Raw genomic sequence first — 23,334 nt, 5'->3', positions numbered from 1 at the left:
AAACGTCCCGTACCTAAACCTCAAAAATAAGGAAATAAATCATGACTAAACAAAAAATACAATTAGACGATGCTGTTGGATTAGAGCATTATCCCCCCAGAAAAAGACCTACTAACCCTAAACCTGAGCCTAAACCTGACTCTAAACCTAAACCCAAAAGTTAAAAAGGTGAATAAGATGGAAATAAAGAGACAGGATATTATTTATGATATTAACTACTCATATGCTTTAGAAAAAATGCAAGCCACATTGTATGGTAGGGTAGATCGTTTCTTATCATTTCTAATCTTATTCTTTGGCGCCGCTGTTTTTGCGGATTTTCGAGGTACCATTTTTTATGGTGGACTGATAGCATGTGTTTCTGCATTTAACTCAGTTTACCAATTTGGTAAAAATTCAGAGGTAGCACAATCCAGGGCTTATCAATATTTGGCATTAATTCGAGATGTTGACTCTTTTGAAAATGAGCAATTAGTATCAAAACTAAAATTAATGGAAAAAGATGATAGCCATGTTTTTTCTGTTCTACGTAACGCTGCACAACAAAGAGCAGCTATTTGTCTAGGTCTTAGATATAATCCTCCAATAAAGCTAACTAAATTTGAAAAAATCATATCTTGGTTAGCTGGTGATTTACCTAATCAATCTGAATATTTAAATAACACGGTACTTTATCCAGAAAGCGAATCTGATAATTGATATTGAGCCTGATTTTTAAAGAACCATCAAAACAATTCATCAAAAAACACTGAATATAAATTCAGTGTTTTATTATAATGAATAACTCTAATTAACTGATTAACTTATCTAAGACTATGGACGAGATTAAAACAATAAAACACAGTTGTGTTATATGCCAAAGCCATGAATATCTTTTCGAACATGAACCTAAGCTAAATCCAAATGATGAAGCGGTTTTTGTGAAAAGCATCTCATGCGCTTTATGCGGTTATCCAATTTCAGCAATAGAATTCATGGAATCAGAAACGGGGTTTAAATACGACGAACTGAAAACAAGAACAATTAATTAGATGTTTTGATTTTTAAAGAGCTATGTAAAATTAACTGCATCTAATTTTAGATAACTAAACAAAAAAGTCAATATTATTTTTATAGAATAATAAAATAATTTTAGAAAGGTAAACGTTATGGTAGGAGAAAGTGACCTGATAAGGTCACTATTTTATTGTTATTTTATTTTGCACGTTTTTTCTACATCTGTAACGATACTATCGTAGTTATCAAGATCAAAAAATGCAATGAATTCCGCTTTAGTATTCTTTGTTAATGGTTTCATTGTAACAATGATACGTTTCTTATGTTTCATGAAGTTAAACACTTCTGTAACATCATGACTTCCTTGTTCTAGCACTATATATTTACCACTAGAAAACATTTTTTTTCTAGTAGAGTTATTATTAAGATCTTCAATTAAAACATCTATTTCACCTGCATTTTTAAAATTAGGGTCTTCTGTATAAATGAAAAATGTTAAATCTCCATTATCATTTACACTAAAAAGATCTGTGCAACCAATCGACATTAAAGTGTTTTCTTCAGAGCTTCTTTCTGCATGCATACTCGCTGTTATTTCTGTTTGACCTTCTTTTTTTACTTCCCAGTCCGCATAAGCCATATTGCTCATACAGCTCAACAATAAAATTAATGATATACATTTATATTTCATACTCGTCTTTTCCTAAATATTCTATGTTCAACCATTGTACCTATTATACGTATTTGCTGGTTTAATGTGCTCATGGGGCTATAATCTGGGTTTAATGGTATTAATTCAAACTGCATCCTATTATGCTTGTCATAACCTAATTCACGATATTTTTTAAAGGTTGCTTCTGATTCGCCGTTCATTGCGACAACAAATTCACCAGGATATGGCAGTACTTCAGGATCTACGATTATTAAATCGCCTTCTTTAAACTCGGGCTCCATGGAATCCCCTTTTATTTTAAGTGCAAATGCTTTTTTTGATAGATCTAAAGAGGTTATTATATATTCAAATCCTGTAGAGTCTCTTAGTTCACAAGACTCTGTCCACGCTCCAGCTTGGACGTAGCTAATTAATGGTACTTTGTATGAATGTAATTCTACTGGGACTACACTAGATTCAAAGTTTCCCTTTAATAACCACGCAAAATCACAATTAAGAGCAATTGACAGATCAAATAAATTTTTAGAACTGGGTGTAGATATATCTGACTCCCATTGCGAAACAGAAGAATGGTTTGCCCCTTTTATTGATTTAGCTAGTTCGCGTTGGGTTAAGCCCAGTTCTGTTCGTTTTTGTTTTATTCTAGATCCAATTGTATTCATAAAGACACCTATTAATAAATAGTTTAGTTATCTTAACACCTGTTGACTTTAGATAAATAAACATATAATATTTAGAAAACTAAACAAAAAGGAGGCGTAAATGTTCAAAAATATCGTTTTAAATTATTTTAATGGTGTAACTCCATTAGCTAAAAGTTTAGGTATATCAAAAGGGGCTATCTCTCAATGGGGAGACATTATTCCCGAAAAAAATGCGTATCGGATTCAGGAAATAACCAATGGAGCATTAAAAGTTGATACAAAATTATATCGAAATAAACATTAAAACAACCACCAAGAATAGAGGTAAATGTGGACAATAGAAATTATCCAACACCGAAAGAGATAACCGATGCAATTCATCAGTTAATCACATCATTTGACGGTAAGTACCCTGAAATGGCGAAACGACTAGATCCAACATCGGGTACAGAAAACGCATTACGCAATCGTGTGCGGCAATTAAATGGGCAAATGGTACCGCTGGGAATGATATTAGAAATGGAAGCAGAAGCCAATTCTAATGTTATTACAGAGGCAATTGCAAAATATAGAGGCGGTGTTTTTGTTAAGCTGCCTGAGTTTAGTGAGTTTGATAATGATGATCTACTAAATAAATTTAATAATTTGATTGCAGAGCTTGGTCAGTTTTGTCGGCAACATAATGAATTTACCGCAGATGGAATACTGGATAAAAAAGAAAAAAAGTCATTAAAAGCTACGTCGTATGCAATTCAATGTAGATTGAGTGAAATTATCGTTATAACTGAAATGATTTTTGGAAAGGGTGACCGATAGCAATTTTGCAGAAGGCTATCGGTCGGTTGCGAAAAAACACTTGTGGAGTATTAGTCGCATGAATAGTTTAACACTAAATTGTACTGTAACGCAATTGCGTTGTAAGTTTTCACAATCAGGCTTTGAATATGAAGCCATGATAAATCACATCTGGACACCTGTCAGCCACCAATTTGTTGAGGATTTGTGGAATTACTTTTACAAACAAGCTCATAGAAAGGTGGCGTCATGAACCTGCTATTTGATAATGAGTTATTAGTTGTTAATCCAAAGTTAGCAACACTTATTGGGCTAAATGAAGCCATTATTTTGCAACAAATGCATTATTGGATAGGAAAAACCAATAATAATTATGATGGCAAAAAATGGATTTATAACAGCGTGTCCGAATGGGCAAAACAATTTCCCTTTTTTAGTGACTCAACGATTGTCAGAACGATAAAAAATATTGAGAAAAAAGGGTTGGTTTTCGTTGGTAATTATAACAAAGATGGAAGAGATAGGACTAAATGGTATTCCATAGATTATACAAAGTTAGATGAACTTGAACAACTTGCATTTAGTCAAAATGACAAAATGCAATCAGCCAATTTGACTAAATGCATTTCGTCAAATTGCGATAATGCATCTAGTCAAAATGAGTCAATGCATTTACCCAAAATGAGTAAACCATTACCAGAGACTACTACAGAGACTACTAATAATATTTTATTGTCTGGAAATTTTGACAAATTTTCAGACGATGAAAAATTAAAGCGCTTTTTGCATAAAAATCCTGATGCCCATATTTATACGACATTGGGTAAAAAATGGGGAAGTATAAAAGATTTAGAGTGTGCTAAGTGGATTTATGAAAAATTATTAATTGTGAACCCTACCGCTGTTGAACCTAATTGGGTTGATTGGTCTAACGATATTCGATTGTTAAGGACACAAGTTTTAGGCGATCACGTTGATAACCCTCACAAAGAAATTTGTAGGCGATTCAAAATAGCCAACATGGATAGCTTTTGGAAAGATAATATCCAGTGTCCAGCAAAACTACGTAAGCACTGGGATAGATTCCATTCTACAACAAACAATAAACCAACATCATCAGAAATTGATTGGCACAGTACTGGCTGGGCAGGAGGAACGGTATGAAATCGTTAGCCGAAATTTATGACAATGGTAATTGTTTAGCCGTTAAAGCTCAGCCTGTTGATCGCAAAACTTATGTTATTAATGAAATTGAAAAACAATTCAATCAAATATTCATTGAGTTAAAAGCAGTATTTCCTGCGATAACTGCTGTTATTAAAACACAATCAGATCTGGATACGTTTAAAAAACAATGGTTATTGTCATTTGCTGAAAACGGCATAACAACGTTACGTCAGTTTGAAATTGGTATGAAGAAAGCACGTCAACAAAGCACGCCATTTGTCCCATCGCCTGGTCAATTTATTTCATGGTGCAAAGAGGGCGAGGCATCAGATATTGGGTTACCAACAGTTGCTCAAGTTATGCGAGAGTTCAACAAATATAGTGCTGAGATTGGTTTTTCATGTCAAACAGCGGAGCAATTCCCTTGGTCTCATCCAGTCATGTACTGGATTGTTACCGACCTTAGAAAGCACATGCGCCAATACAATCAATCTGAGTTCGAGGTTGAAAAGCGTGCCGAAATGCTAATCAAAAAATGGGCAAAAAAATTGAGTAACGGTGAAGTAATACCTGAAATTCGTATCCAACTAGAAGAAAAGAAGTCAGGCTGTGGCGTATATTATTGCAATTCTGATGCAGTCAACGCGATGAGAGAAAGGGCGAGAGAGAAAGCAAAAAGGAGTGAAAATGGCGAAAGTTGATTATAAACATTCAAAAAGCAAAACTGATTCAGATATAAAAGATCTATGGCAAACGCCGATTGAGTTATATGAATTTTTAAATGCTCGTTTTAGTTTTGTTTGTGATGTGGCTGCTAGTGATCACAATCATTTGCATTTGAATTATTTAACTGAGTCATATGATTCGTTACTAAATGGATGGTCACACTTAAAAAGCGGTTTTGCTTTCTGCAATCCACCTTACTCTCGTATATTGCCATGGGTCAAAAAGGCACGAGAAGCCGCAGATCATGGTGTTGGTACCGTGATGTTGTTACCCGTTGATACGTCGGTTGAGTGGTTTAACGAGTTACGAAAATTAGCTAGTGAAATTTATTTTATTGTGAATGGTCGTATTTCGTTTGTCCGTTCTGACAATAAGCAAAAAATTAACGGTAATAACCGAGGTTCATTATTTGCGGTATTCAATCCAAAAGCGTTTGGCGATTGTCGTGTTTCATTTGTTGATAGAAGTGAAATTTATGCAACATACGAAAAAATTAAAGAGGCATTACCAGATCCTAATGTGAGTGCGGTATGGCCGAAAGAGGTTGATCAGATATTTAATTCAATTGAGTATGCAAAAAATTTAACAATTGAACATCAAACAAAAGTTAAACAAAGCATTAACAAAATGATTATTGATCGGCTATCGCCAGAGCAAATCAATAATGCTGCTCGTTTTTTGGTAAATAGAATGGAGGCTATGCCGTGAAAGCACTTGCATTAGCAGTAACTTTTATTTCTATTTTCTTTATTGGATATGGTGTGGCACATAGTGAAATATCAACAGAATGCCAAAAGCTTAATGCTTTTTATGTTGGTAATGTTGTATATGAATGTAGGGTCAAATAATGATAAATATTAATTTAGAACGCATGGAGTTTGAAAAAACAATGCGTAAAAAAGGGTGTCCTGAAAGGGGTAAATGATGAGTGATGGAGCGATTGTAGTAATAGCCATGCTGATTTTTGCAGGATTTGTCGTTTGGAGGATGACTAAGTAATGGGTCAAACAGTAATGACTAAAAGTGAGGGAATGGTAATTTTGGTTTTGCCATTCCCTCCATCAATGAACACGTATTGGCGTAATTTAAATGGAAGAACGTTATTAAGTGCTAAAGGTCGCAGATATAAAAGTGAAGTTATTGCTGCAGTATATGAGCAGTTAAAAAAGAAGCCTAAACCAATTACAGATAATGTTGCTGTCAAAGTTGAATTTTATCCGCCTAATAATATTAGGCGTGATATGGATAATTATTTTAAGGCGTTGTTTGATTCACTTACAACAGCAGGTGTTTGGGTTGATGATAGTCAAATAAAAAGAATTGAATCTGACTGGCATGATCCTATAAAAAATGGTAAATTATTAATCAATATAAAATTAATTGAAAGATAGAAGCTGAATGCAAAAAGAGCAAAATAATCGGATTATTGAAGATATTTCTGCTTGGCTTTTTTGGTCATTAGTAGATCGGTTTGGTTTTAGAGAAACATTATCCGATGTGACAACAACTAAAGGTTTTTCAATTTTTGATTCACCTGATAAAAAAGCTATTTTAGACCGTTATAATTTAAGCCAGTTATCGGAAACAGAATTGACTAATTTTTATAAAATAGTTGCTGAATATGCTTATAATCGTTGTTGTATTGAGGAAAAAAATCTTGTAGGTATTGTATATCTTGAAGATATGCAGTCGGGACGTTCTCCTTCAGCTAAATATATTAATACTAAAAATTATAATGTTCCTGTAAGCGTATTAGACGATAATTTAGAAAAATTGGGGTCTCTTTGTATTCGTTATCCGCTTCCAGCTGTTATTTTTTCAAGAACCTTACCTAAAAAGCATTTTTTCCGAGTTGAAAATACTGATAGTTTAGGATTTGAGATGCCTATGTATATTAGTGTAGATGGTATTACTAAATGTGCAGAAGATATATGGATGATTACAGGAATTTTTCGTATACCAGAAAATGTATCTCTAATGGGTAAAAAATGGAGTAAGATAATACCAAATTCGATATGTTTTCAAAAGGGAATTAGCATTTATACAGAAGATGGAAAAATTGATATTGTTGTAAATTGGCACACTAATTTAATAGATAAAATTAAAGAAATAATTAATAAATTAAGTTAAATATGAATGTTATAAAAACAGCATTGATAATATGTAAGAAGAACGCTCAGCATGAGCGTAACAAATTAATAAAATTTTTCATCTAGCTAATAACTCCAATTTTTTTATATCACTATCAAGCGACGCTCCGTCGGTTTTTATCGCTCTGCGAATGATTGACTTAACATTTTTATGGGATGAAAGTAATCACGTAACAATAATTTTTTAAATTTTATTGATAAATAATTTTGGACTTCTTTACGTCTATATATCTAGATGGTAAAATGACATTATTGTGGAGTTTGAGCAATAAACAGAGTGCAGACTGTTTTTGTGAAAGTCCTCTCTATAATTTTACGGAGAGTATATGAAGAGAGATATTAAACAAGTCCTTGTCGCATGGGCTAATGTTAGACGTAGTATGAGAGCGGGTTTAGAATACCCTTACAAATCACCATCAATGCTTAACAATAATAATGGCTTTGATTCTCGCCCATTACTAAGTGAAGATGAAGCTCAGCTCGTTGATAATGCAGCGCTTAAATTATCGAAAATAGATCCGATTTCATATTCAATTTTAAAATCTGTTTATATTCATAAACAGTCATGCAGACAACTCGCAAAAAATATTCACAAAAGCAACGATTTTGTTGGGGATAAGCTAAAAATAGCGGAAATCTATGTGTTAGCTAAAATCGATGACGCAATGAATGATGTCATATTATAAATTTTTATATTTGAGGCTTGACGTGTCGCGATGTCTCGACATATAATGTGCCTAAATTGCGGTTTTCGCATTTAAATTAAACCCCGACTTATTCAGTTGGGGTTTTTTATTGCACAGAAATTATGGCGAGAGATATAAACGCTATTACTCCACATTAGCTCCACAGTGTTTATATCGCTGCAACTCGCCGCCTTTATTTAAGTTAAAAGGGTAAAAACATGCAAGAGCCAGCCCTCGTACCTCTACTTATTTTGGTCAAGTAGCTATACAATTATAATGTGATAACTAATCGTAATTATGAAATAAATAATATGATACATTTAGAGCATTACACCAGTATAGAAAAAATGACAGGAATTTTGAAGTCCAAAAAATTTCAAACAGCATATCCTAATAATCCAGGCGCTGCAGATGCGGTTTTTAACTGCTTTATTGTCGGCTGTCAATATAACAAAGTACAGGAATATGAAGGAATGGGTGTGAAGATTATATTTGAATGGAGTGGGGAAACGGATTATTCTGCCAAATCCTGTGTTTCGCCCTTTCTGGTCGATTGGAAAGATGTAAAGTCAGGTATTTTGTATAATAGTCCTGGTTGGCGTGCTTTTATTAAACCCCCTCTTTGTGGATGCTTTCTTAAAGTTTATGAGGTAAAAATAGGAGATAGTTATTTAAAAAAATATATTGAGGAAACAACTAAATCATGTAGTTGGTTGCCTAAAACAATAAAAGAAAAGAAATTAAAAGATAGTAAAGAAAATTTTAAAGAAAAAATTCATAAATCGTATAAAAATAAAGATTTATATATTGAAATTACTAATTAAAAAATTTGAATTAGTAGTTGTCTACCTCTACACCTAAAACATACTTATATAATGTTTTTCACATATACAACAAACCTGACCTAACCGTTAGGGTTTATTATCTTTTGGTAAGTATATATAAGAACATTACAAGCTCGCCTATTTTCACTTAGTTGTCTTAACCTAATAAATCAAAACTACAGTAATGTTTGATATTCATCAGTAATATCTAGAACAGTATGCTGTATTATTTTTAACAGCCTCACTGGAGGCACATCATGAATATAAACAAAATGGATAACAATAAAACATCGATCTTCACATACCTGTATGGTTGGACCGTCATGTATCTCGGCTCGCTCTCGCTGAATGACTGGGCTGTAGTTATCGGTATGTTAGCAACCATTTTTGGCTTTCTCATAACGTGGTACTACAAGCATCAAGAGTTCAAACTTAAGAAGCAGAATTTTGTGAGTAATAAAAATGGCAACAAAAAAAAGAATCGCAAATAGTGCGATATGCTCAGTAGCCGTAATCATTGGTATTGTTATTGCTAATTACTCAGACGAAATCAGAACGAGCAAAGCAGGGCTTGAAATAATCGGTAACGCTGAATCATGCGTAAGAGAGCCGTATTATTGCCCAGCCAATGTGTTAACGGTTGGTATTGGCTCTACGGGTAATATTCAACAAAAAGTCTACACAGACGAGGAAATAGCAAAACGTTGGGTAGATGATATCAAAACAGCAGAAATGTGCGTTAATCGCTATGCTAATGGTTTTCACTTATCTCAACCCATTTTTGATGCTGTAACGTCAATTACTTTTAACGTTGGATGCTCAAAAATGAGAACATCAACAATGTATAAACATCTGAACAATGGCGATTATAAAGCGGCGTGTAATGAGTTTCCAAGGTGGAATAAAGTAGGTGGTAAAGTACTGAATGGCTTAGTAATCAGACGAGAAAAGGAGAAAGCATTATGTCTATCTTATGCTTCATCATCGCTTCAATAATGGCGGTTAATGATGTCAACGGTTGGGGTTGGTTTTTATTTGTATCGTTATTGTTGAGTGATTCGTCATGTTCAAATTGTCAAAAGTAAATATAACGTTGATTAGCATATTGGCTTTTGTTAGTTATTTTGCATACAACTGCTGGCAAGATAAACGTCTTGCAGTCTCAAGAGCGAATAAAGCCGAAGCAAAGTACGAAAAGTATATACAAGATAATAATGAAGTTAAAAAAATTGAATCAAACATTATTGAGGCAATAAAAAATGGTCAAGCTAAAACAGATGCTTTACGTAATGATATCGATAATGGTCTTGTCGAGTTGCGCGTCAAAGTCGAATCAGTCGAGCGAAATAGTGCCACCGCCGGCAATGCTGCTATCCAAGCCATGCGACTTGCAAAGTCTTCTCAACAAGATTATTACAATCTCACCAACGCAATCGAATACAACAAAGTAATAATTGAAGGTTGGCAGAAATACTATTGTAAAGAGATTGCGCCTAAGAACGGCACAGAGTTTATGTGTGACTAAGTTAATACCATGATAAACGTATACAACAACACTAGATGGCGTAAAGCCAGATTAACCTATCTACAGCGTAACCCATTTTGTGTTATGTGCTTAAAGCAAGGTAGATATGAGCCAGCAACAGCGGTAGACCACATTATCCCCCACAAACTCGAACAAGCATTAATATCTAAAGACCCGATAAAGATAAAGAAAGCTCAAAAGCTATTTTGGGATTCATCAAACTATCAGGGCTTATGTAGCACTCATCACTCAAGCACTAAACAACGTATTGAGAATAGAGGAGTAGAGATAGGATGCGATGTGAGCGGTATGCCGTATGGTGGGTATTGGGTTGACAGTAAAAAATAAATTGTTTATTTACAATAACTTATCATAAAATCATAAATGAGGGGAGGGGGTGGTAAATTTCTACAACTTTTGGTCGTCCAAACCGCCCACCCTCCTTTTTATGCAAAACCGCGAATTGAACCCTTTTTTTTGGAGTAATTATGGCAGGTCGCAGACCAACACCAACGCCTTTTAAATTGGTGACAGGCAATCCCGGTAAACGACCGTTAAATAGTAAAGAGCCTAAACCCAAAGAAGGCTATCCCGATATTCCTCAGCACTTCAACGAACAAGCTAAAGATATCTACCTTTGGTTATGTGACATGCTCAATGACATGGGTTTATTGACTGTTGTTGACGGGATCGCAATTGAACGTTTAACAAAATGTTATATAGAAATTTTAGAATGTGACAAGGTAATCGAAGAGCATGGTCAAGTACAGCAAGTAGTTAATACTCAAGGGGAGTTAGTTTTAAAGTCTAACCCTGCGGTAGCTCAACGCGCAGATGCTGATAGGCGATTACGTGCTTGGATGATTGAATACGGTTTGACACAAGCATCTAGATCAAAGGTGAAAGTAAATGGCAAAGAGGAAGCAAACGAACTCGACCAATTCTTTGGTTGATAAAGCGACTCAATACGCCATTGATGTGACATCAGGAAAAATCTTAGCCGGTCCTGATATCCGAAACTCATGTAAAAGACATTTAGATGATTTAAAAAATGCAAAAGAAAAAGGGTTAATATGGGATATTGAATCTGCTGATCGTGCTACTGCATTCTTTGAGAAAGTACTTAAGCTAAATGGCGGTGAGCACGAAGGGAAGCCTTTCGTATTACTACCGTGGCAATGTTTTATTGTCGGCTCAATATTTGGTTGGAAAACATTAGACGGTTATCGCCGCTTTCGCATGGTCTATATTGAATCAGGTAAAGGTTCGGGTAAATCGCCGTTAGCCGCAGGGATAGGGCTTTATTGTTTAATGGCAGATAACGAGCCGAGAGCAGAAGTCTACGCAGCGGCAACAAAGAAAGACCAAGCAATGATATTATTTCGTGATGCTGTTGCTATGGTTGATCAGTCCCCAGCGTTATCCGAGCGAATAAGAAAATCAGGCACGGGGCAAAATGTTTGGAATTTAGCTTACTTACAAAAAGGTGCTTTTTTCCGCCCAATATCATCAGATAACGGACAATCGGGTCCACGACCTCATTGCGTATTAATTGACGAAATACATGAACACAAATCGAATGAAGTTGTTGAGATGATGAGAGCGGGTACAAAAGGGCGTACCCAAGCCATTATATTAATGATAACTAACTCGGGACATAACAAAACAAGCGTTTGCTATGAGTATCATGAGTACGGTCGAAAAGTAGCGGAACAAACATTAACTGATGACGCCTTTTTTTCTTTTATTTGCTCATTGGATGAAGGGGACGATCCGCTTACTGATGAATCTTGCTGGCCAAAAGCCAATCCGTCACTAGGTCACACATTTACACATAAGTATTTACGCGAACAAGTCACACAAGCAAAAGGGATGCCGGCCAAAGAATCCATTGTCAGACGCCTTAATTTTTGTCAATGGGTAGAGGCGGATAACCCGTGGCTTGCTGCTGACATTTGGATGGCTAACGAGCAAGATTTTAATATAGAAGAATTTGTTGGAGAGGAGTGTTACGGCGGGTTGGATTTATCTGGTACTCGCGATTTAACGGCTCTCTCCCTCTACTTCCCTAAATATAAAACAGCATTTACCGAGTTTTGGACACCGCAAGAAACGTTATTAGACAGGTCAAAGTCCGACCACGTTCCTTATGATGTATGGGTAAAGCAAGGTCATTTATTTGCGACTCCCGGACGTGTTGTTGATTACGATTATGTTGCAAAGCGCCTCGGTGAGCTAAAAGCAAAATTTAACATTATTAGCTTGGCGTTCGATCCATACAGAATTAAATACTTTCAAAAGTCGCTTGATAATGAATCCATTGATATTGAAATGACCCCGCACGGACAAGGTTTTTTTAAATCTCAAGAAAGCGGTTTATGGATGCCTCACTCCATTGAACTATTAGAAAAAGATATCACGGAAAATAATATCACGATTAAATTTAATCCATGCTTGCGATGGAATGCGGCTAGCGCTGTGCTTGAATCTGATAACAAGGAAAATAAAGTCTTTGCGAAGAAGAAAAGCTCAGGACGAATTGATGGTGTTGTATCCCTAGCTATGGCTAGGGGGTGTGCTGATGCAACGTATGAACAAACAAATAACTTATCCGACCACATATTAAACGTAGGAATACGGTCCTTATAATGAATATTTTTAATTTATTTAAACGTAAATCGCAAGCTAGCACTGCTTCTCAAGGGTTATCCAATCACATCGGCTTTTCACTAGATACTTACGCTGGTCGCAGAGTTAGCCCGGCCCTAGCTATGCAGTTAACGGCGGTATTCGGTTGCGTGAGAGTGCTAACGGAATCGGTTGGAATGTTACCTTGTTTTTTATATCAAGCGACCGATAACGGGCGAAAGAAAGCACCTAAAGAAAAACTGTACTCGCTTTTGTATGTTGCTCCAAACGAATATATGACACCACAAGAGTTTTGGGAATATTTGATTGGTTGCCTTTGTTTGCGAGGTAACTTTTATGCTTACAAAGTCAAAGTATTTGGTGAAGTTGTTGAGTTACTCCCTCTCTTGCCCGGTAGCGTACAGCCCAAGCTTAATGAGAAATGGGAACCTGTTTATCAAGTCACATTCCCCGACGGATCTTGTGATGTTTTATCGCAAGATGAAATTTGGCATGTACGCACATTCTCAATGGATTCTTTAGTTGGACTAAGCCCAATTAGTTATGCCCGGCAAGCTATAGGGCTAGGCTTAGCAACGGAAGAGCACGGCTCTAGACTGTTTAGTAATGGTGCAGTATCAAGCGGCGTATTACAAACTGACCAAGTATTAACGGATGAAGCGTACAAGCGATTAAAGGATAATTTTCAAGAACGTCATCAGGGTTTATCAAATGCACATAAGCCGATGATCCTAGAAATGGGGCTTAAGTGGAATAACATCAGTATGTCCGCCGAAGACGCCCAATTTCTAGAAACACGGAAATTTCAATTAGAGGAAATATGTCGAATATTTCGAGTACCCATGCACATGGTGCAAAACACCGATAGGGCTACATTTAATAATATTGAAAATCTAGGTATGGGATTTGTTAACTACTCATTAGTACCATACTTAACACGCATCGAACAGCGCATAAATGTTGGTCTGGTTAATAAAGAAAAGCGAGGGCAATTTTATGCCAAGTTTAATGTTGGAGCGTTATTGCGTGGCGATATGAAATCACGTTATGAATCGTACGCCACGGGTATTAACTGGGGGATTTTGTCACCGAATGAGTGCCGGGATTTGGAAGAGCGTAACCCAAGAGAGGGTGGAGACATCTATCTAACCCCAATGAATATGACTACTAAACCACAGGATAATAACAAAAATGCTAAACAAAAAGAGACTTGATATACCCTTTGAAATTAAGTCAATCAGTGATACAGGTGCGTTTACGGGCTACGGCTCGGTGTTCGGCGTAAAAGATAGCTATTCCGATATTGTGATTAAAGGCGCTTTTGCGAATTCGCTTAATAAGTGGAAAGAAAAAGGACGTTTACCTGCACTCCTTTGGCAACACAAAATGGACGAACCTATCGGTTATTACACAAAAATGGTTGAGGACGATAACGGATTATACCTTGAGGGGCAGTTGTTAATTGATGATGACCCACTCGCAAAACGAGCACATGCTCATATGAAAGCAAAATCATTATCTGGGTTATCAATTGGCTACATATTAAACGATTATGATTATGACAAGGAAAAATCCGCATTCATTTTAAAGGATATTGACCTTTGGGAGGTTTCCGTTGTCACGTTCCCTGCCAACGATGAAGCAAGGATTGATAACGTAAAAAGTATTTTCGAAAGTGGGGATATACCGCCGCCGAAAGAAATAGAAAGAGTACTGCGCGACGTTGGACTCTCCAGAACTCAGGCAAAGGCGTTTATGTCTGAGGGATATTCTTCACTAAAACAGCGAGACGTTAGTAATAGCGAAGAAAACGCATTAAATATTTTAAAATCTATTTTTAACTAGGAGCTTATATATTATGGCAACAGATCAAAAAGATGTTGAACTAGTCGCGCAAGAAATTAAAAATCAATTTGAGCAATTCAAAGCAACAAATGACAAGCGATTAGACGCTATCTCACAAGAAAAAAGCGCATTAGCTGACAAAGTTGAAACTTTGAATGGCAAATTATCAGAATTAGATAATGTAAAAACCGTACTAGAAAACGAACTAAAAGAGGTCAAACGTCCCACAGGCGGCAACAAACAAGCAACAGCACATAAAGAAGCGTTTGCCATGTTCATCCGCAAAGGTGACGAACAAGGATTAGCCGAACTGGAACGAAAAGCAATGCAAACTGGTGTTGATGCTGACGGTGGTTTTGCAGTACCAGAAGAACTAAATACCGATATTTTATCCGCATTACGTGATGAAGTTGTGATGCGTCAAGAATGTACGGTAATGACAGTAGGTACACCAGACTGGAAAAAACTAACCAATAAAGGTGGTATTGCTAGTGGTTGGGTCGGTGAAACCGATGAGCGAACAGAAACCGGTACGCCAAAGCTCGGTGTTATTTCTCCTGTTTGGGGGGAAATTTACGGTAATCCGTACGCCACGCAAACCATGCTTGATGATGCCTTTTTTAATGTTGAATCTTTTATTGTAAATGAACTTTCCCAAGAGTTTGCAGAAAAAGAAGAAGAGGCATTTACACTCGGTGACGGAAATAAAAAACCGAAAGGCTTTTTAGCTTACGAAACTACAGCGCAAGCAGATAAAGATCGCGATTGGGGTAAATTACAAAACGTTGTAGCAGGTGCGGCGAATCTAACAACTGATGATATTGTGAAGTTAACTTACACACTGCGTAAGGTCTATCGTTCAGGTGCTAAATTTATGATGAACAATCAATCATTGTTAGCGGTTCGTTTACTAAAAGATTCTAACGGTAATTACATCTGGCAACCAGGCTTACAAGTTGGCCAACCATCATTATTATCGGGTTTTGCTGTTGCTGAAAATGAGCAAATGCCTGATATCGGCGACAGCTCAGGCAAAGCACCAATCGCATTTGGTAACTTCAAACGTGGCTTTTATATCTTTGATCGCATTGGTATTCGTATGTTACGAGACCCATACACTAAGAAGCCATTTGTTGGATTCTATACAACCAAACGTGTTGGCTCTATGTTGAATGATAGCAATGCTATTAAAGTGTTAACTATGCCAGCAGTTCAATCACGTTCAGCAAAATCTTAATTAAAATGACAATGCCCTTTATTAAATAAAGGGCTTAGAGGTTTTTATGTCTACCATAACTTATAAATTTCCAACGCTAGATGAAATCAAAAACCAATGTCGAATTGATAATGATGATGAAGACAATTTATTAAATATATATTTAAAGGCCGCAATTAGTAGAGCACAGAACTACACCAACCGTATATTTTATGAGGATGAAATACCGGTTGACGCATGTCCATCCGCCATGTTAGTTGAACCAGATGTAAAAATTGCAATTTTGTTGGCTGTGGGGTATTGGTATCAACAACGTGAAGATGTTGCTAACGAACAGTTATATTCTATTCCTCTTGGCTTCAATGCCTTATTAAACTCTTACAGGTATATACCAATATGATTAGAGCGGCAGGCAAACGAAATCAAAAAATATTGATTCGCCGAAGGTTTGATATCCCCGTTGGTTTTAGTGATGTAGATCCTGAATACTCAAAAGGTTTTTACAAATGGGCTAAAGTCACACAACCAAACTCAGCAACCTATTTTAATTCAATTCAGACCGAGAATGTAATCACTCATTATTTCGAAATAATTGCCAACGACGGGATGCCAATATCTGTTGATTATGAAATTGTTTGGAACGGTTCAGTTTATCGAATTAAACGATGTCGTTGGTTAGATCAGTTAAAAAAATATCTTTTACTTGAATGTGAGGAGTTTGCACTAAATGAATGATTACAACGTTCATGTTGATTTTAAATTAACCGAAGTGGCTGAACTTGATAGGAAAAAGGTGCGTAAAACATTCGTCAAAATCGGTCGAAAAATTCAAGCAACATCACGCGCATTAGTTAGTAAAAAACAGATTTCCAAAAGTGGCGAATATCCGGGATATCGAAGTGGTAAGTTGAGTCGTTCAATCGGTTATAAAGTGCCTCGCCCTACATCACGGCGACCAGGATTAATGGTTATTGTGATGCCGAACCTTAAAGGTGGCAGTAACATGGAAAAGCTAATGGGTCCGTATTATCCTGCATTTTTATTTTATGGCGTTAGGCGTAATGCAAAACGAGGGAAAAGCCATAAAAAAGGAGCATCAGGTGGAACGCCGTGGCGCATGGCACCGCGTGGGAACTTCATGATTGACGCATTAAATAAAGAATCATCATGGAGTAAATACACGTTAGCTAAAGAGCTGGTCAACTCAATGAAGCAGGTTAAACAATGAAATTATCACATATCGTCCACACATTGCGTCATTTTAGTCCTAGCTTTGAAGGTCGCGTTGGGGGGGCTGCTGAATTTTCAGCTATCAAAGATACGGCATTCTTAAAATTACCTGCCGCTTATGTGGTTCCGCTTGATGATAGAGTAGAAGATAACAAGTCACAAACTGACTATTGGCAAAATGTGACAGAGGGATTTGGGGTTATTGTTGTATTAAAGCCTCTTGATGAGCGAGGACAACACGAAGCATACGACATTGTCGAAAACATAAAAACCGAACTTTGGCGAGCATTGCTGGGTTATGAACCTTCACCTGCGCATTATCCTATTCAATATGATGGCGGTGATTTACTTGATTTAGATCGAGGGAGAATTTTTTATCAATTTAATTTTAGTTCAGTGCGGGAAGTTGGGTTTGAGGATACTCGACAATATTTTGATTTAAACGCTATTGATAACCCAATTCCTGATCCTGATTGGCAACCAAATCCAAACAAACCAGATATTACCGAACCTCCGCAGTATAACCCGTTAAACATCGGCAATTTCGAGGCTTTAGCAGGGACTGTTAATGAACAGGATTCGCATGTAACCGTTAATTTTGAACACAATAATATCTATGAAGGCAATAATGATAATTAGACCAGTGAGTGGCAAGCAGGTATATGACCCCGATAACGGGGATTATTTACCTGTGGACGGCCGTAATGTTGAGTTTAACCAATATTGGGCTAGACGACTAACAAATAATGATGTTGAGGAAGTTACAAACATCAAAGTAAAGCAAGAAAAAAAGGTAGCTAAAAATGACAATTAGTTTTAACAACATTCCTAGCAATATAAAAGTGCCGCTATTCTATGCGGAAGTGGATTCATCAGCGGCCAATACAATTCAAGATAGCGGTGCTTCATTAATCATTGCGTATCCATTGGCTGAAAGTCTAATTGAGCGTAATAAACTTATTATTATGCCAACAGCAGATCACGCTAAAAAACTCGCAGGCCGAGGCAGTCAATTATCTAGAATGGTTGAATCCTATCGCAATATTGATAATTTTGGTGAGCTTTATGTAATTGCTGTTGAAGAACCAACGGCAGGGGCTAAAGCGACAGGAACAATACAAATACTTGGCACGGCCGAAGAAACCGGCACATTAAGTTTATATATTGGTAACACTAAAATTCAATCACGAGTTACCATTTCTGATACCGCTGAAAATATTGCAAATGCGTTAAATAGTGCAATCAATGCTAACCAAGATTTACCACTCACGGCAACAGTTACAGACAGCACAGTAAAGCTGACTGCAAAAAATAAAGGGCTAAATGGTAATGATATCCCGCTATGCATTAACTATTACGGATCGATTGGTGGTGAAGAAACGCCGGACGGATTAAAAATTACTATAACTCCAATGAATGGTGGAACTGGCACTCCAGATTTAACGCCCGTTATTGCCGCTATGGGTGACAAACTCCTTGATTTTATCGCATTTCCATTTAATGACTTATCATCTTTGGCAACATTTAATCATGAAATGGATGATACTACGGGTAGATGGAGCTATACGCGTCAATTATATGGACATGCTTATACCGCTAAAAAAGGTGATTTATCCGAACTTATAGAGTTTGGTGATAAATTAAATTACCAACATATTACCGTTGCAGGTTATGAGAAAACCATTCAAACGGGTATTGATGAATTAATTGCGATGCGAACTGCTCGTAATGCTGTATTTATTCGTAATGATCCGGCTCGACCAACGCAAACTGGATTATTAAATGGTGCATTGCCAGCATCTGATAGCAATCAGTTTACACTAACAGAGCAACAATCATTATTAAGCCACGGCATTGCAACAGCATATGCTTCTAGCGGTAATTTATTAATTCAGCGAGATATCACCACATATCAACGTAACAGTTACGGTGTAGCCGATAATAGTTATTTAGATAGTGAAACACTTCATACACTCGCTTATGTATTACGTAAATTACGTAGTGTGATCACATCTAAATACCCGCGGCATAAATTGGCAAATGATGGCACTCGGTTTGGTGCTGGACAGGCAATTATCACACCCGCAGTAGCTAAGGCGGAAATCAACGCCACTTATCGTCAATTAGAATTACTAGGCTTAATTGAAAATTTTGATGTGTTCAAGAAGAACTTAATTGTTGAACGAAATGTTAACGATCCAAATCGATTGGATGTGTTATTCCCACCCGATCTCGTTAATCAACTACGCGTTTTTGCTGTGTTAGCACAGTTTAGATTGCAATATCAATAGGAGAAAAACTAATGACACAACGACGTATCGCTGGAACAACTTATATTAAAGTTGATTCCAACCAACTATCATTAACGGGCGGTATTGAAATCCCGATGAATACTAACGTTAAAGAAAGTATTTTGGGGTTAGATAATAGCGTTCACTATAAAGAAACATTCCGTGCTCCCTACATTAAAGGGACTTTTAAAGTACCGAGTGATTTTCCAATCGACAAGTTAATGTCTAGCGATTCAATGACCGTCACCGCAGAACTGGCCAACGGTAAGGTTTACGTTTTATCTAATGCTTGGGTTGAAGGTGAAGTTAATCACAATGCCGAAGAAGGTACAGCAGAAATCGAATTTCACGGTGAAGAAGGATTTTATCAATAATGAAAGAATTTAAATTATCACAGCCGATTATGGCACACGGCAATGAGTTACATGTGCTGGAATTAAAAGAACCAACAGTCAAAGATATCAAAAAATTAGGCTTCCCATTTGATAACCAAATGATTGGTGACCCTAAAAAAGTGTCCGATTACATTGTTGCGCTAGGTAACGTTACACCAAGCTCCGTTGAGCAACTTACACCCTATGATTTTTTAATGATTACGAGTGAAATTATGATGTTCTTCGGCCCAAAGGAGAAGGTGGAGAATACAGCGGAGGAACAGGCGACAGCGGAATAATTACAATCGAATATCTTGTAAACCTTTGTTTTGACCTTGCCAAGTACTGGCAACTCTCCCCTTTTTATATCATAGAAGAACGTTCACTATCCGAAGTTTTTGAATTATGTGAACAAGCAAATCGCATAGAAAATAGCAAGGAATCATAAATGGCAGGCTTTAACTTAAAAGCAGTGGTGACATGTGTTGATAAGCTGTCACCTCAATTAAATACAATGAAAGGCAAACTTGAAAAGTTCCAAAAAAGCATGAACAAATCAGGCTTTGGCAAACTTGGTTTAAAAGATGCAGTAACTGGGCTAACTATCTCTGCGCCGTTTGTTAAAGGGGTGAAAGATGCGATGGGGTATGAAGAAAAAATGGCTGACATTAGGAAAGTCGTTGACTTTGATACGCCTGAACAATTTAAACAAATGGGTCAAGATATTCGTGAAATGTCATTACGCTTACCAATGGCGGCTAAAGATATCGCCTCTATCGTTGCAGAGGGTGGTCAGGCAAATATCCCAAAGGATGATTTGCTACGATTTGCCGAAGATGCCGTAAAAATGGGTATTGCGTTTGATACCACAGCCGAAGAAGCGGGCAGTACAATGTCAACATGGCGAACAGCTTTAAAACTGACTCAAAGTGAAGTAGTTGAATTATCTGATAAGATTAACTTATTAGGTAATAGCCAGAATGCGAAAGCAAAGGAAATTTCAGATGTAGTTACACGAATGGGTACGCTTGCCGCACAATCAGGGGTTAGTGCAGATAAATTAGCCGCATTAAGTTCTACAATCATAGCGACAGGGACAAATACCGATCAGGCTGCGACGGGTATTAAAAACTTTATGTCGACGCTAACATCAGGAAAAGCGGCGACAGCGAAACAACAAAAGGCATTTCAACAACTTGGATTCACATCAACCCAAATAGCAAAAGGGATGCAAAAAGACGCACAAGGGACAATTATGTCTGTATTGGAATCGCTGAGTAAAGTATCAAATTATAAACAATCATCGGCATTAACAGTATTATTTGGAAAAGAAAGTGTTGCCGCAATATCGCCATTACTCAACAATATGGAGTTATTAAAAAAGAACTTTGATCAGGTTGGTGACGCATCTCATTATGCTGGGTCAATGCAGAATGAATATGAATCCCGTTCAAACACAACTGCAGGCAAATTACAATCATTTAACAATGCTCTTACCGATGTTAGCCTATCAATTGGTGATTCATTACTACCATCTTTCGCAGAATTATTAGTTGGACTAAAATCATTAGTTGTTTCATTCGGTCATTTCATCCAAGAAAACCCTGAACTAGTGAAAATGGTGGCGATGGCGGTTGCGGGGTTAATTGGATTACGGGTTGCGTGTGCTGGTGTGAACTTTATTGTAGGTTCATTATCAACGGGGATCACCATTTTCAACGGCATATTAAAAGGTGTTACTTTTGCCACAAAATTATTTTCATTTGCACAAATAGCCTTATCAAAAGCTTTTAAAATTGTGCGCATAGCGTCAATAGCTTTGAACGCTGTGATGGCCATGAATCCAATAGGGCTTATTATGGCGGGCATTGCTATCGCCGCAGTGTTAATCATTACATACTGGGATGATATAGTTAAGTTCTTTCAATGGTTGTGGGGGGTAATTAAACCTTATGTCATGCCTATTTTTGATGTCTTTATTGACGGATTTAAAGCTGGAGCGGCACTAATTGAAGAAGGTTGGAATGCTGTTATTAAGTTTTTCAGTGAGTTATGGGAATTTATCAAACCATTTGTTATGCCTATTATTGACTTCTTTATAGCAGGCTTCAAAGCAGGCGGTGAAGATATTGTAAAATCATGGGAAGTGGTAAGTAAATTCTTTAATGGTATCTGGGAGTTCATCCAGCCATACGTAATGCCCATTTTTGATGTCTTTATCGAACCTTTTAAAAATGCGGGTGAAGCTATACCAAAAATGTGGGAAAGCGTTCAGAATTTCTTTAAAAACTTATGGGATAACGTTAAGTCCGGCATCCAGCCGTTACTTGATGTCTGGAACTCTATTTTTGGTGAAAAAGAAAAGCAAGTAAAAATAACAGTTGATACGTCTAATTTACCGAAAGAAATGATCCGTCCAATGGTTACATCCCCATTTTATCAAAAACCGCAAATGCCGCTAAATAACTTTTCAAATAGTAATACAAATCGAAATAGCAACGGTGAATTGGTCGTGAAGTTTGAAAATGCACCACAGGGAACCGTTGTAAAACAAACTAAACAGGCATCAGGCTTTAACACTAAAGCTGATGTTGGCTGGAATCCATACGCTAACTTTGGGAGAAATTAATGGGGTTTATGAGCTTTATGAACTTAAGCTGGTTAAACAATTTACTTCCAGCCAGTTTCCGCGGTGTACCGTTTCAAGTTAGCGGTACATCATCAGAGTTTGGACGGCGGAATCAGACGCATGAATACCCATTCAGGGATGTTCCATACACCGAAGATCTGGGGCGTTCAGCACGTAAAAATAAAATTGACGCCTTTGTGGTTGGTGATGATCACAAAGAACAAGCTGAAAAGCTGGTAGAGGCAATTGAAGAAGAGGGAGCAGGAATATTAATACATCCTATTCTTGGTGAACTTAATGTCAATATTGTGGGTACCGCAACAGTAAGTAACTCCGTTGAAAACGGTCGAATGAGTGTTATTTCATTTTCATTTGTCGAAGCTGGTGAGTTAATATTCCCTGATTCGTCAGTAGCGACTGATGATGTAGTTGATGAAAATGCAGATAATGTAGATCAAGCACTATTAGATGCGTTTGAAGATTTTGACTTAATTGATGCGCCTGATTTTGTACAGCACAGTATTCTTGATGACACCATGTCAATTTTAAATGATATAGCTGATGCTTATAATGCGATAACTCCATATGTTAATGATGCGGTTAAAATCCTAAATGGTGACTTGTCGCCAATTCTCGGTGCTGGTGGTTCATCCATTATTAATTCAATTAAAAATGTTTGGAAGAGTGCAACAAAATTTTCCAATTCTATAAATGGGTTGATAGCAAGGGTAAAGGTGTTTAACGGTATATCATTTATAAAAAGCATTTTACCCGGTGCTATTTGGTCAACGGATAGCAAATCCACCAAAAAAAGAAAGAAAAATCAAAACTTAATTAATACTGCTATTCGAGTAACCGCACTAACAGAAGCATCACGAATAATCGCATCACTACCGAAACAGGTTGAAGATAAA

At 36.9% G+C, this 23,334-nt stretch carries 34 protein-coding genes; 32 read left to right on the top strand and 2 right to left on the bottom strand.

Translation table 11 applies throughout. The annotated features are described in order from the left end of the window. Positions 1 to 41: 41 nt before the first annotated feature. Together GYY69_RS12885 and GYY69_RS11435 are read left to right on the top strand one after the other, a co-directional pair. Positions 42 to 164 (top strand): hypothetical protein, encoded by a 123-nt coding sequence (locus tag GYY69_RS12885; protein WP_255458459.1) that lies wholly within the window; start codon positions 42 to 44, stop codon positions 162 to 164. 13 nt (positions 165 to 177) lie between these two features. Next, positions 178 to 699, top strand: a complete 522-nt coding sequence (locus tag GYY69_RS11435; protein ID WP_174797793.1) for a hypothetical protein — start codon at positions 178 to 180, stop codon at positions 697 to 699. Positions 700 to 1,189: 490 nt separating this feature from the next. Here the strand turns inward: GYY69_RS11435 and GYY69_RS11430 are convergent, their stop codons facing one another. Beyond that, complete coding sequence (locus tag GYY69_RS11430; RefSeq protein WP_174797792.1) at positions 1,190 to 1,687, bottom strand: hypothetical protein; 498 nt, start codon at positions 1,685 to 1,687, stop codon at positions 1,190 to 1,192. Continuing rightward, positions 1,684 to 2,331 carry a LexA family protein gene (locus GYY69_RS11425; protein WP_174797791.1) on the bottom strand — a complete coding sequence of 216 codons (648 nt, stop codon included), beginning with the start codon at positions 2,329 to 2,331 and terminating at the stop codon, positions 1,684 to 1,686. Before GYY69_RS11425 ends, GYY69_RS11430 begins: the two co-directional genes overlap by 4 nt. Before the next feature lie 100 nt (positions 2,332 to 2,431). On the opposite strand from GYY69_RS11425, the gene GYY69_RS11420 reads away from it, so the two are divergent. The 30 genes from GYY69_RS11420 to GYY69_RS11275 all read left to right on the top strand — a co-directional run. Continuing rightward, positions 2,432 to 2,617, top strand: coding sequence for a Cro/CI family transcriptional regulator (locus GYY69_RS11420; protein WP_065611330.1), 186 nt, complete (start codon positions 2,432 to 2,434; stop codon positions 2,615 to 2,617). Between the two features lie 26 nt (positions 2,618 to 2,643). Next, positions 2,644 to 3,129 carry a YmfL family putative regulatory protein gene (locus tag GYY69_RS11415; RefSeq protein ID WP_174797790.1) on the top strand — a complete coding sequence of 162 codons (486 nt, stop codon included), beginning with the start codon at positions 2,644 to 2,646 and terminating at the stop codon, positions 3,127 to 3,129. 58 nt (positions 3,130 to 3,187) lie between these two features. Then, entirely contained in the window at positions 3,188 to 3,361 is a 174-nt protein-coding gene (locus tag GYY69_RS11410; RefSeq protein WP_174797789.1) for a hypothetical protein, read from the top strand. Continuing rightward, a complete protein-coding gene (locus GYY69_RS11405; RefSeq protein WP_174797788.1) occupies positions 3,358 to 4,272 on the top strand; it encodes a replication protein O in 915 nt (304 codons plus the stop codon). The genes GYY69_RS11410 and GYY69_RS11405 overlap by 4 nt, the downstream gene beginning before the upstream one ends. Further along, positions 4,269 to 4,976: a replication protein P gene (locus tag GYY69_RS11400; protein WP_174797787.1), complete on the top strand. Its 708-nt coding sequence runs from the start codon at positions 4,269 to 4,271 to the stop codon at positions 4,974 to 4,976. Before GYY69_RS11405 ends, GYY69_RS11400 begins: the two co-directional genes overlap by 4 nt. Further along, positions 4,963 to 5,709 (top strand): phage N-6-adenine-methyltransferase, encoded by a 747-nt coding sequence (locus GYY69_RS11395; RefSeq protein WP_174797786.1) that lies wholly within the window; start codon positions 4,963 to 4,965, stop codon positions 5,707 to 5,709. The genes GYY69_RS11400 and GYY69_RS11395 overlap by 14 nt, the downstream gene beginning before the upstream one ends. Then, positions 5,706 to 5,849: a hypothetical protein gene (locus GYY69_RS11390; protein WP_174797785.1), complete on the top strand. Its 144-nt coding sequence runs from the start codon at positions 5,706 to 5,708 to the stop codon at positions 5,847 to 5,849. The genes GYY69_RS11395 and GYY69_RS11390 overlap by 4 nt, the downstream gene beginning before the upstream one ends. A gap of 150 nt (positions 5,850 to 5,999) precedes the next feature. Continuing rightward, a complete protein-coding gene (locus tag GYY69_RS11385; protein ID WP_202985007.1) occupies positions 6,000 to 6,392 on the top strand; it encodes a RusA family crossover junction endodeoxyribonuclease in 393 nt (130 codons plus the stop codon). A gap of 7 nt (positions 6,393 to 6,399) precedes the next feature. Next, complete coding sequence (locus tag GYY69_RS11380; RefSeq protein ID WP_174797784.1) at positions 6,400 to 7,131, top strand: hypothetical protein; 732 nt, start codon at positions 6,400 to 6,402, stop codon at positions 7,129 to 7,131. Between the two features lie 346 nt (positions 7,132 to 7,477). Next, the gene (locus GYY69_RS11375) at positions 7,478 to 7,837 is read left to right on the top strand and encodes an antiterminator Q family protein (RefSeq protein WP_174797783.1); all 360 of its coding nucleotides are present in this window, start codon (positions 7,478 to 7,480) and stop codon (positions 7,835 to 7,837) included. Between the two features lie 311 nt (positions 7,838 to 8,148). Then, entirely contained in the window at positions 8,149 to 8,661 is a 513-nt protein-coding gene (locus GYY69_RS11370; protein WP_174797782.1) for a hypothetical protein, read from the top strand. 257 nt (positions 8,662 to 8,918) lie between these two features. After that, positions 8,919 to 9,152: an HP1 family phage holin gene (locus GYY69_RS13210; RefSeq protein WP_202985006.1), complete on the top strand. Its 234-nt coding sequence runs from the start codon at positions 8,919 to 8,921 to the stop codon at positions 9,150 to 9,152. Then, positions 9,124 to 9,657 (top strand): lysozyme, encoded by a 534-nt coding sequence (locus tag GYY69_RS11360; protein WP_174797781.1) that lies wholly within the window; start codon positions 9,124 to 9,126, stop codon positions 9,655 to 9,657. The genes GYY69_RS13210 and GYY69_RS11360 overlap by 29 nt, the downstream gene beginning before the upstream one ends. A gap of 67 nt (positions 9,658 to 9,724) precedes the next feature. Further along, the gene (locus GYY69_RS11355; protein ID WP_174797780.1) at positions 9,725 to 10,186 is read left to right on the top strand and encodes a lysis system i-spanin subunit Rz; all 462 of its coding nucleotides are present in this window, start codon (positions 9,725 to 9,727) and stop codon (positions 10,184 to 10,186) included. Positions 10,187 to 10,195: 9 nt separating this feature from the next. After that, a complete protein-coding gene (locus GYY69_RS11350; protein ID WP_174797779.1) occupies positions 10,196 to 10,534 on the top strand; it encodes an HNH endonuclease signature motif containing protein in 339 nt (112 codons plus the stop codon). 140 nt (positions 10,535 to 10,674) lie between these two features. Next, on the top strand, positions 10,675 to 11,139 hold the full coding sequence (locus tag GYY69_RS11345) for a phage terminase small subunit P27 family (RefSeq protein WP_085248042.1): 465 nt from the start codon (positions 10,675 to 10,677) through the stop codon (positions 11,137 to 11,139). Then, complete coding sequence (locus tag GYY69_RS11340) at positions 11,096 to 12,835, top strand: terminase large subunit (protein ID WP_174797778.1); 1,740 nt, start codon at positions 11,096 to 11,098, stop codon at positions 12,833 to 12,835. The genes GYY69_RS11345 and GYY69_RS11340 overlap by 44 nt, the downstream gene beginning before the upstream one ends. After that, positions 12,835 to 14,049: a phage portal protein gene (locus GYY69_RS11335; protein WP_174797777.1), complete on the top strand. Its 1,215-nt coding sequence runs from the start codon at positions 12,835 to 12,837 to the stop codon at positions 14,047 to 14,049. Before GYY69_RS11340 ends, GYY69_RS11335 begins: the two co-directional genes overlap by 1 nt. Next, complete coding sequence (locus tag GYY69_RS11330; RefSeq protein ID WP_174786603.1) at positions 14,027 to 14,680, top strand: HK97 family phage prohead protease; 654 nt, start codon at positions 14,027 to 14,029, stop codon at positions 14,678 to 14,680. The genes GYY69_RS11335 and GYY69_RS11330 overlap by 23 nt, the downstream gene beginning before the upstream one ends. 13 nt (positions 14,681 to 14,693) lie before the next feature. Beyond that, positions 14,694 to 15,917: a phage major capsid protein gene (locus GYY69_RS11325; RefSeq protein WP_174797776.1), complete on the top strand. Its 1,224-nt coding sequence runs from the start codon at positions 14,694 to 14,696 to the stop codon at positions 15,915 to 15,917. Between the two features lie 46 nt (positions 15,918 to 15,963). Beyond that, entirely contained in the window at positions 15,964 to 16,296 is a 333-nt protein-coding gene (locus GYY69_RS11320) for a head-tail connector protein (RefSeq protein WP_174797775.1), read from the top strand. Then, entirely contained in the window at positions 16,293 to 16,631 is a 339-nt protein-coding gene (locus GYY69_RS11315; protein WP_174797774.1) for a phage head completion protein, read from the top strand. Before GYY69_RS11320 ends, GYY69_RS11315 begins: the two co-directional genes overlap by 4 nt. Then, positions 16,624 to 17,124: a hypothetical protein gene (locus GYY69_RS11310; RefSeq protein ID WP_174797773.1), complete on the top strand. Its 501-nt coding sequence runs from the start codon at positions 16,624 to 16,626 to the stop codon at positions 17,122 to 17,124. Before GYY69_RS11315 ends, GYY69_RS11310 begins: the two co-directional genes overlap by 8 nt. After that, positions 17,121 to 17,765: a phage tail terminator protein gene (locus GYY69_RS11305; RefSeq protein ID WP_174797772.1), complete on the top strand. Its 645-nt coding sequence runs from the start codon at positions 17,121 to 17,123 to the stop codon at positions 17,763 to 17,765. The genes GYY69_RS11310 and GYY69_RS11305 overlap by 4 nt, the downstream gene beginning before the upstream one ends. Then, complete coding sequence (locus GYY69_RS11300; RefSeq protein ID WP_174797771.1) at positions 17,755 to 17,940, top strand: DUF2635 domain-containing protein; 186 nt, start codon at positions 17,755 to 17,757, stop codon at positions 17,938 to 17,940. Before GYY69_RS11305 ends, GYY69_RS11300 begins: the two co-directional genes overlap by 11 nt. Further along, complete coding sequence (locus tag GYY69_RS11295; protein ID WP_174797770.1) at positions 17,930 to 19,417, top strand: phage tail sheath subtilisin-like domain-containing protein; 1,488 nt, start codon at positions 17,930 to 17,932, stop codon at positions 19,415 to 19,417. The genes GYY69_RS11300 and GYY69_RS11295 overlap by 11 nt, the downstream gene beginning before the upstream one ends. Positions 19,418 to 19,428: 11 nt before the next feature. Next, positions 19,429 to 19,791 carry a phage tail tube protein gene (locus tag GYY69_RS11290; RefSeq protein ID WP_174797769.1) on the top strand — a complete coding sequence of 121 codons (363 nt, stop codon included), beginning with the start codon at positions 19,429 to 19,431 and terminating at the stop codon, positions 19,789 to 19,791. Next, a complete protein-coding gene (locus GYY69_RS11285; RefSeq protein ID WP_174797768.1) occupies positions 19,791 to 20,090 on the top strand; it encodes a phage tail assembly protein in 300 nt (99 codons plus the stop codon). Before GYY69_RS11290 ends, GYY69_RS11285 begins: the two co-directional genes overlap by 1 nt. 149 nt (positions 20,091 to 20,239) lie before the next feature. After that, positions 20,240 to 22,420, top strand: coding sequence for a phage tail tape measure protein (locus tag GYY69_RS11280; RefSeq protein WP_174797767.1), 2,181 nt, complete (start codon positions 20,240 to 20,242; stop codon positions 22,418 to 22,420). Continuing rightward, the coding region (locus tag GYY69_RS11275; protein WP_174797766.1) for a DNA circularization protein at positions 22,420 to 23,334 on the top strand (915 nt) is incomplete at its 3' end. The genes GYY69_RS11280 and GYY69_RS11275, both read left to right, overlap by 1 nt.

Source organism: Gilliamella sp. ESL0250 (assembly GCF_013345045.1).
Taxonomy (GTDB): Bacteria; Pseudomonadota; Gammaproteobacteria; order Enterobacterales; family Orbaceae; genus Gilliamella; species Gilliamella apicola_H.
This window is presented reverse-complemented; position numbering and strand designations above follow the sequence as displayed.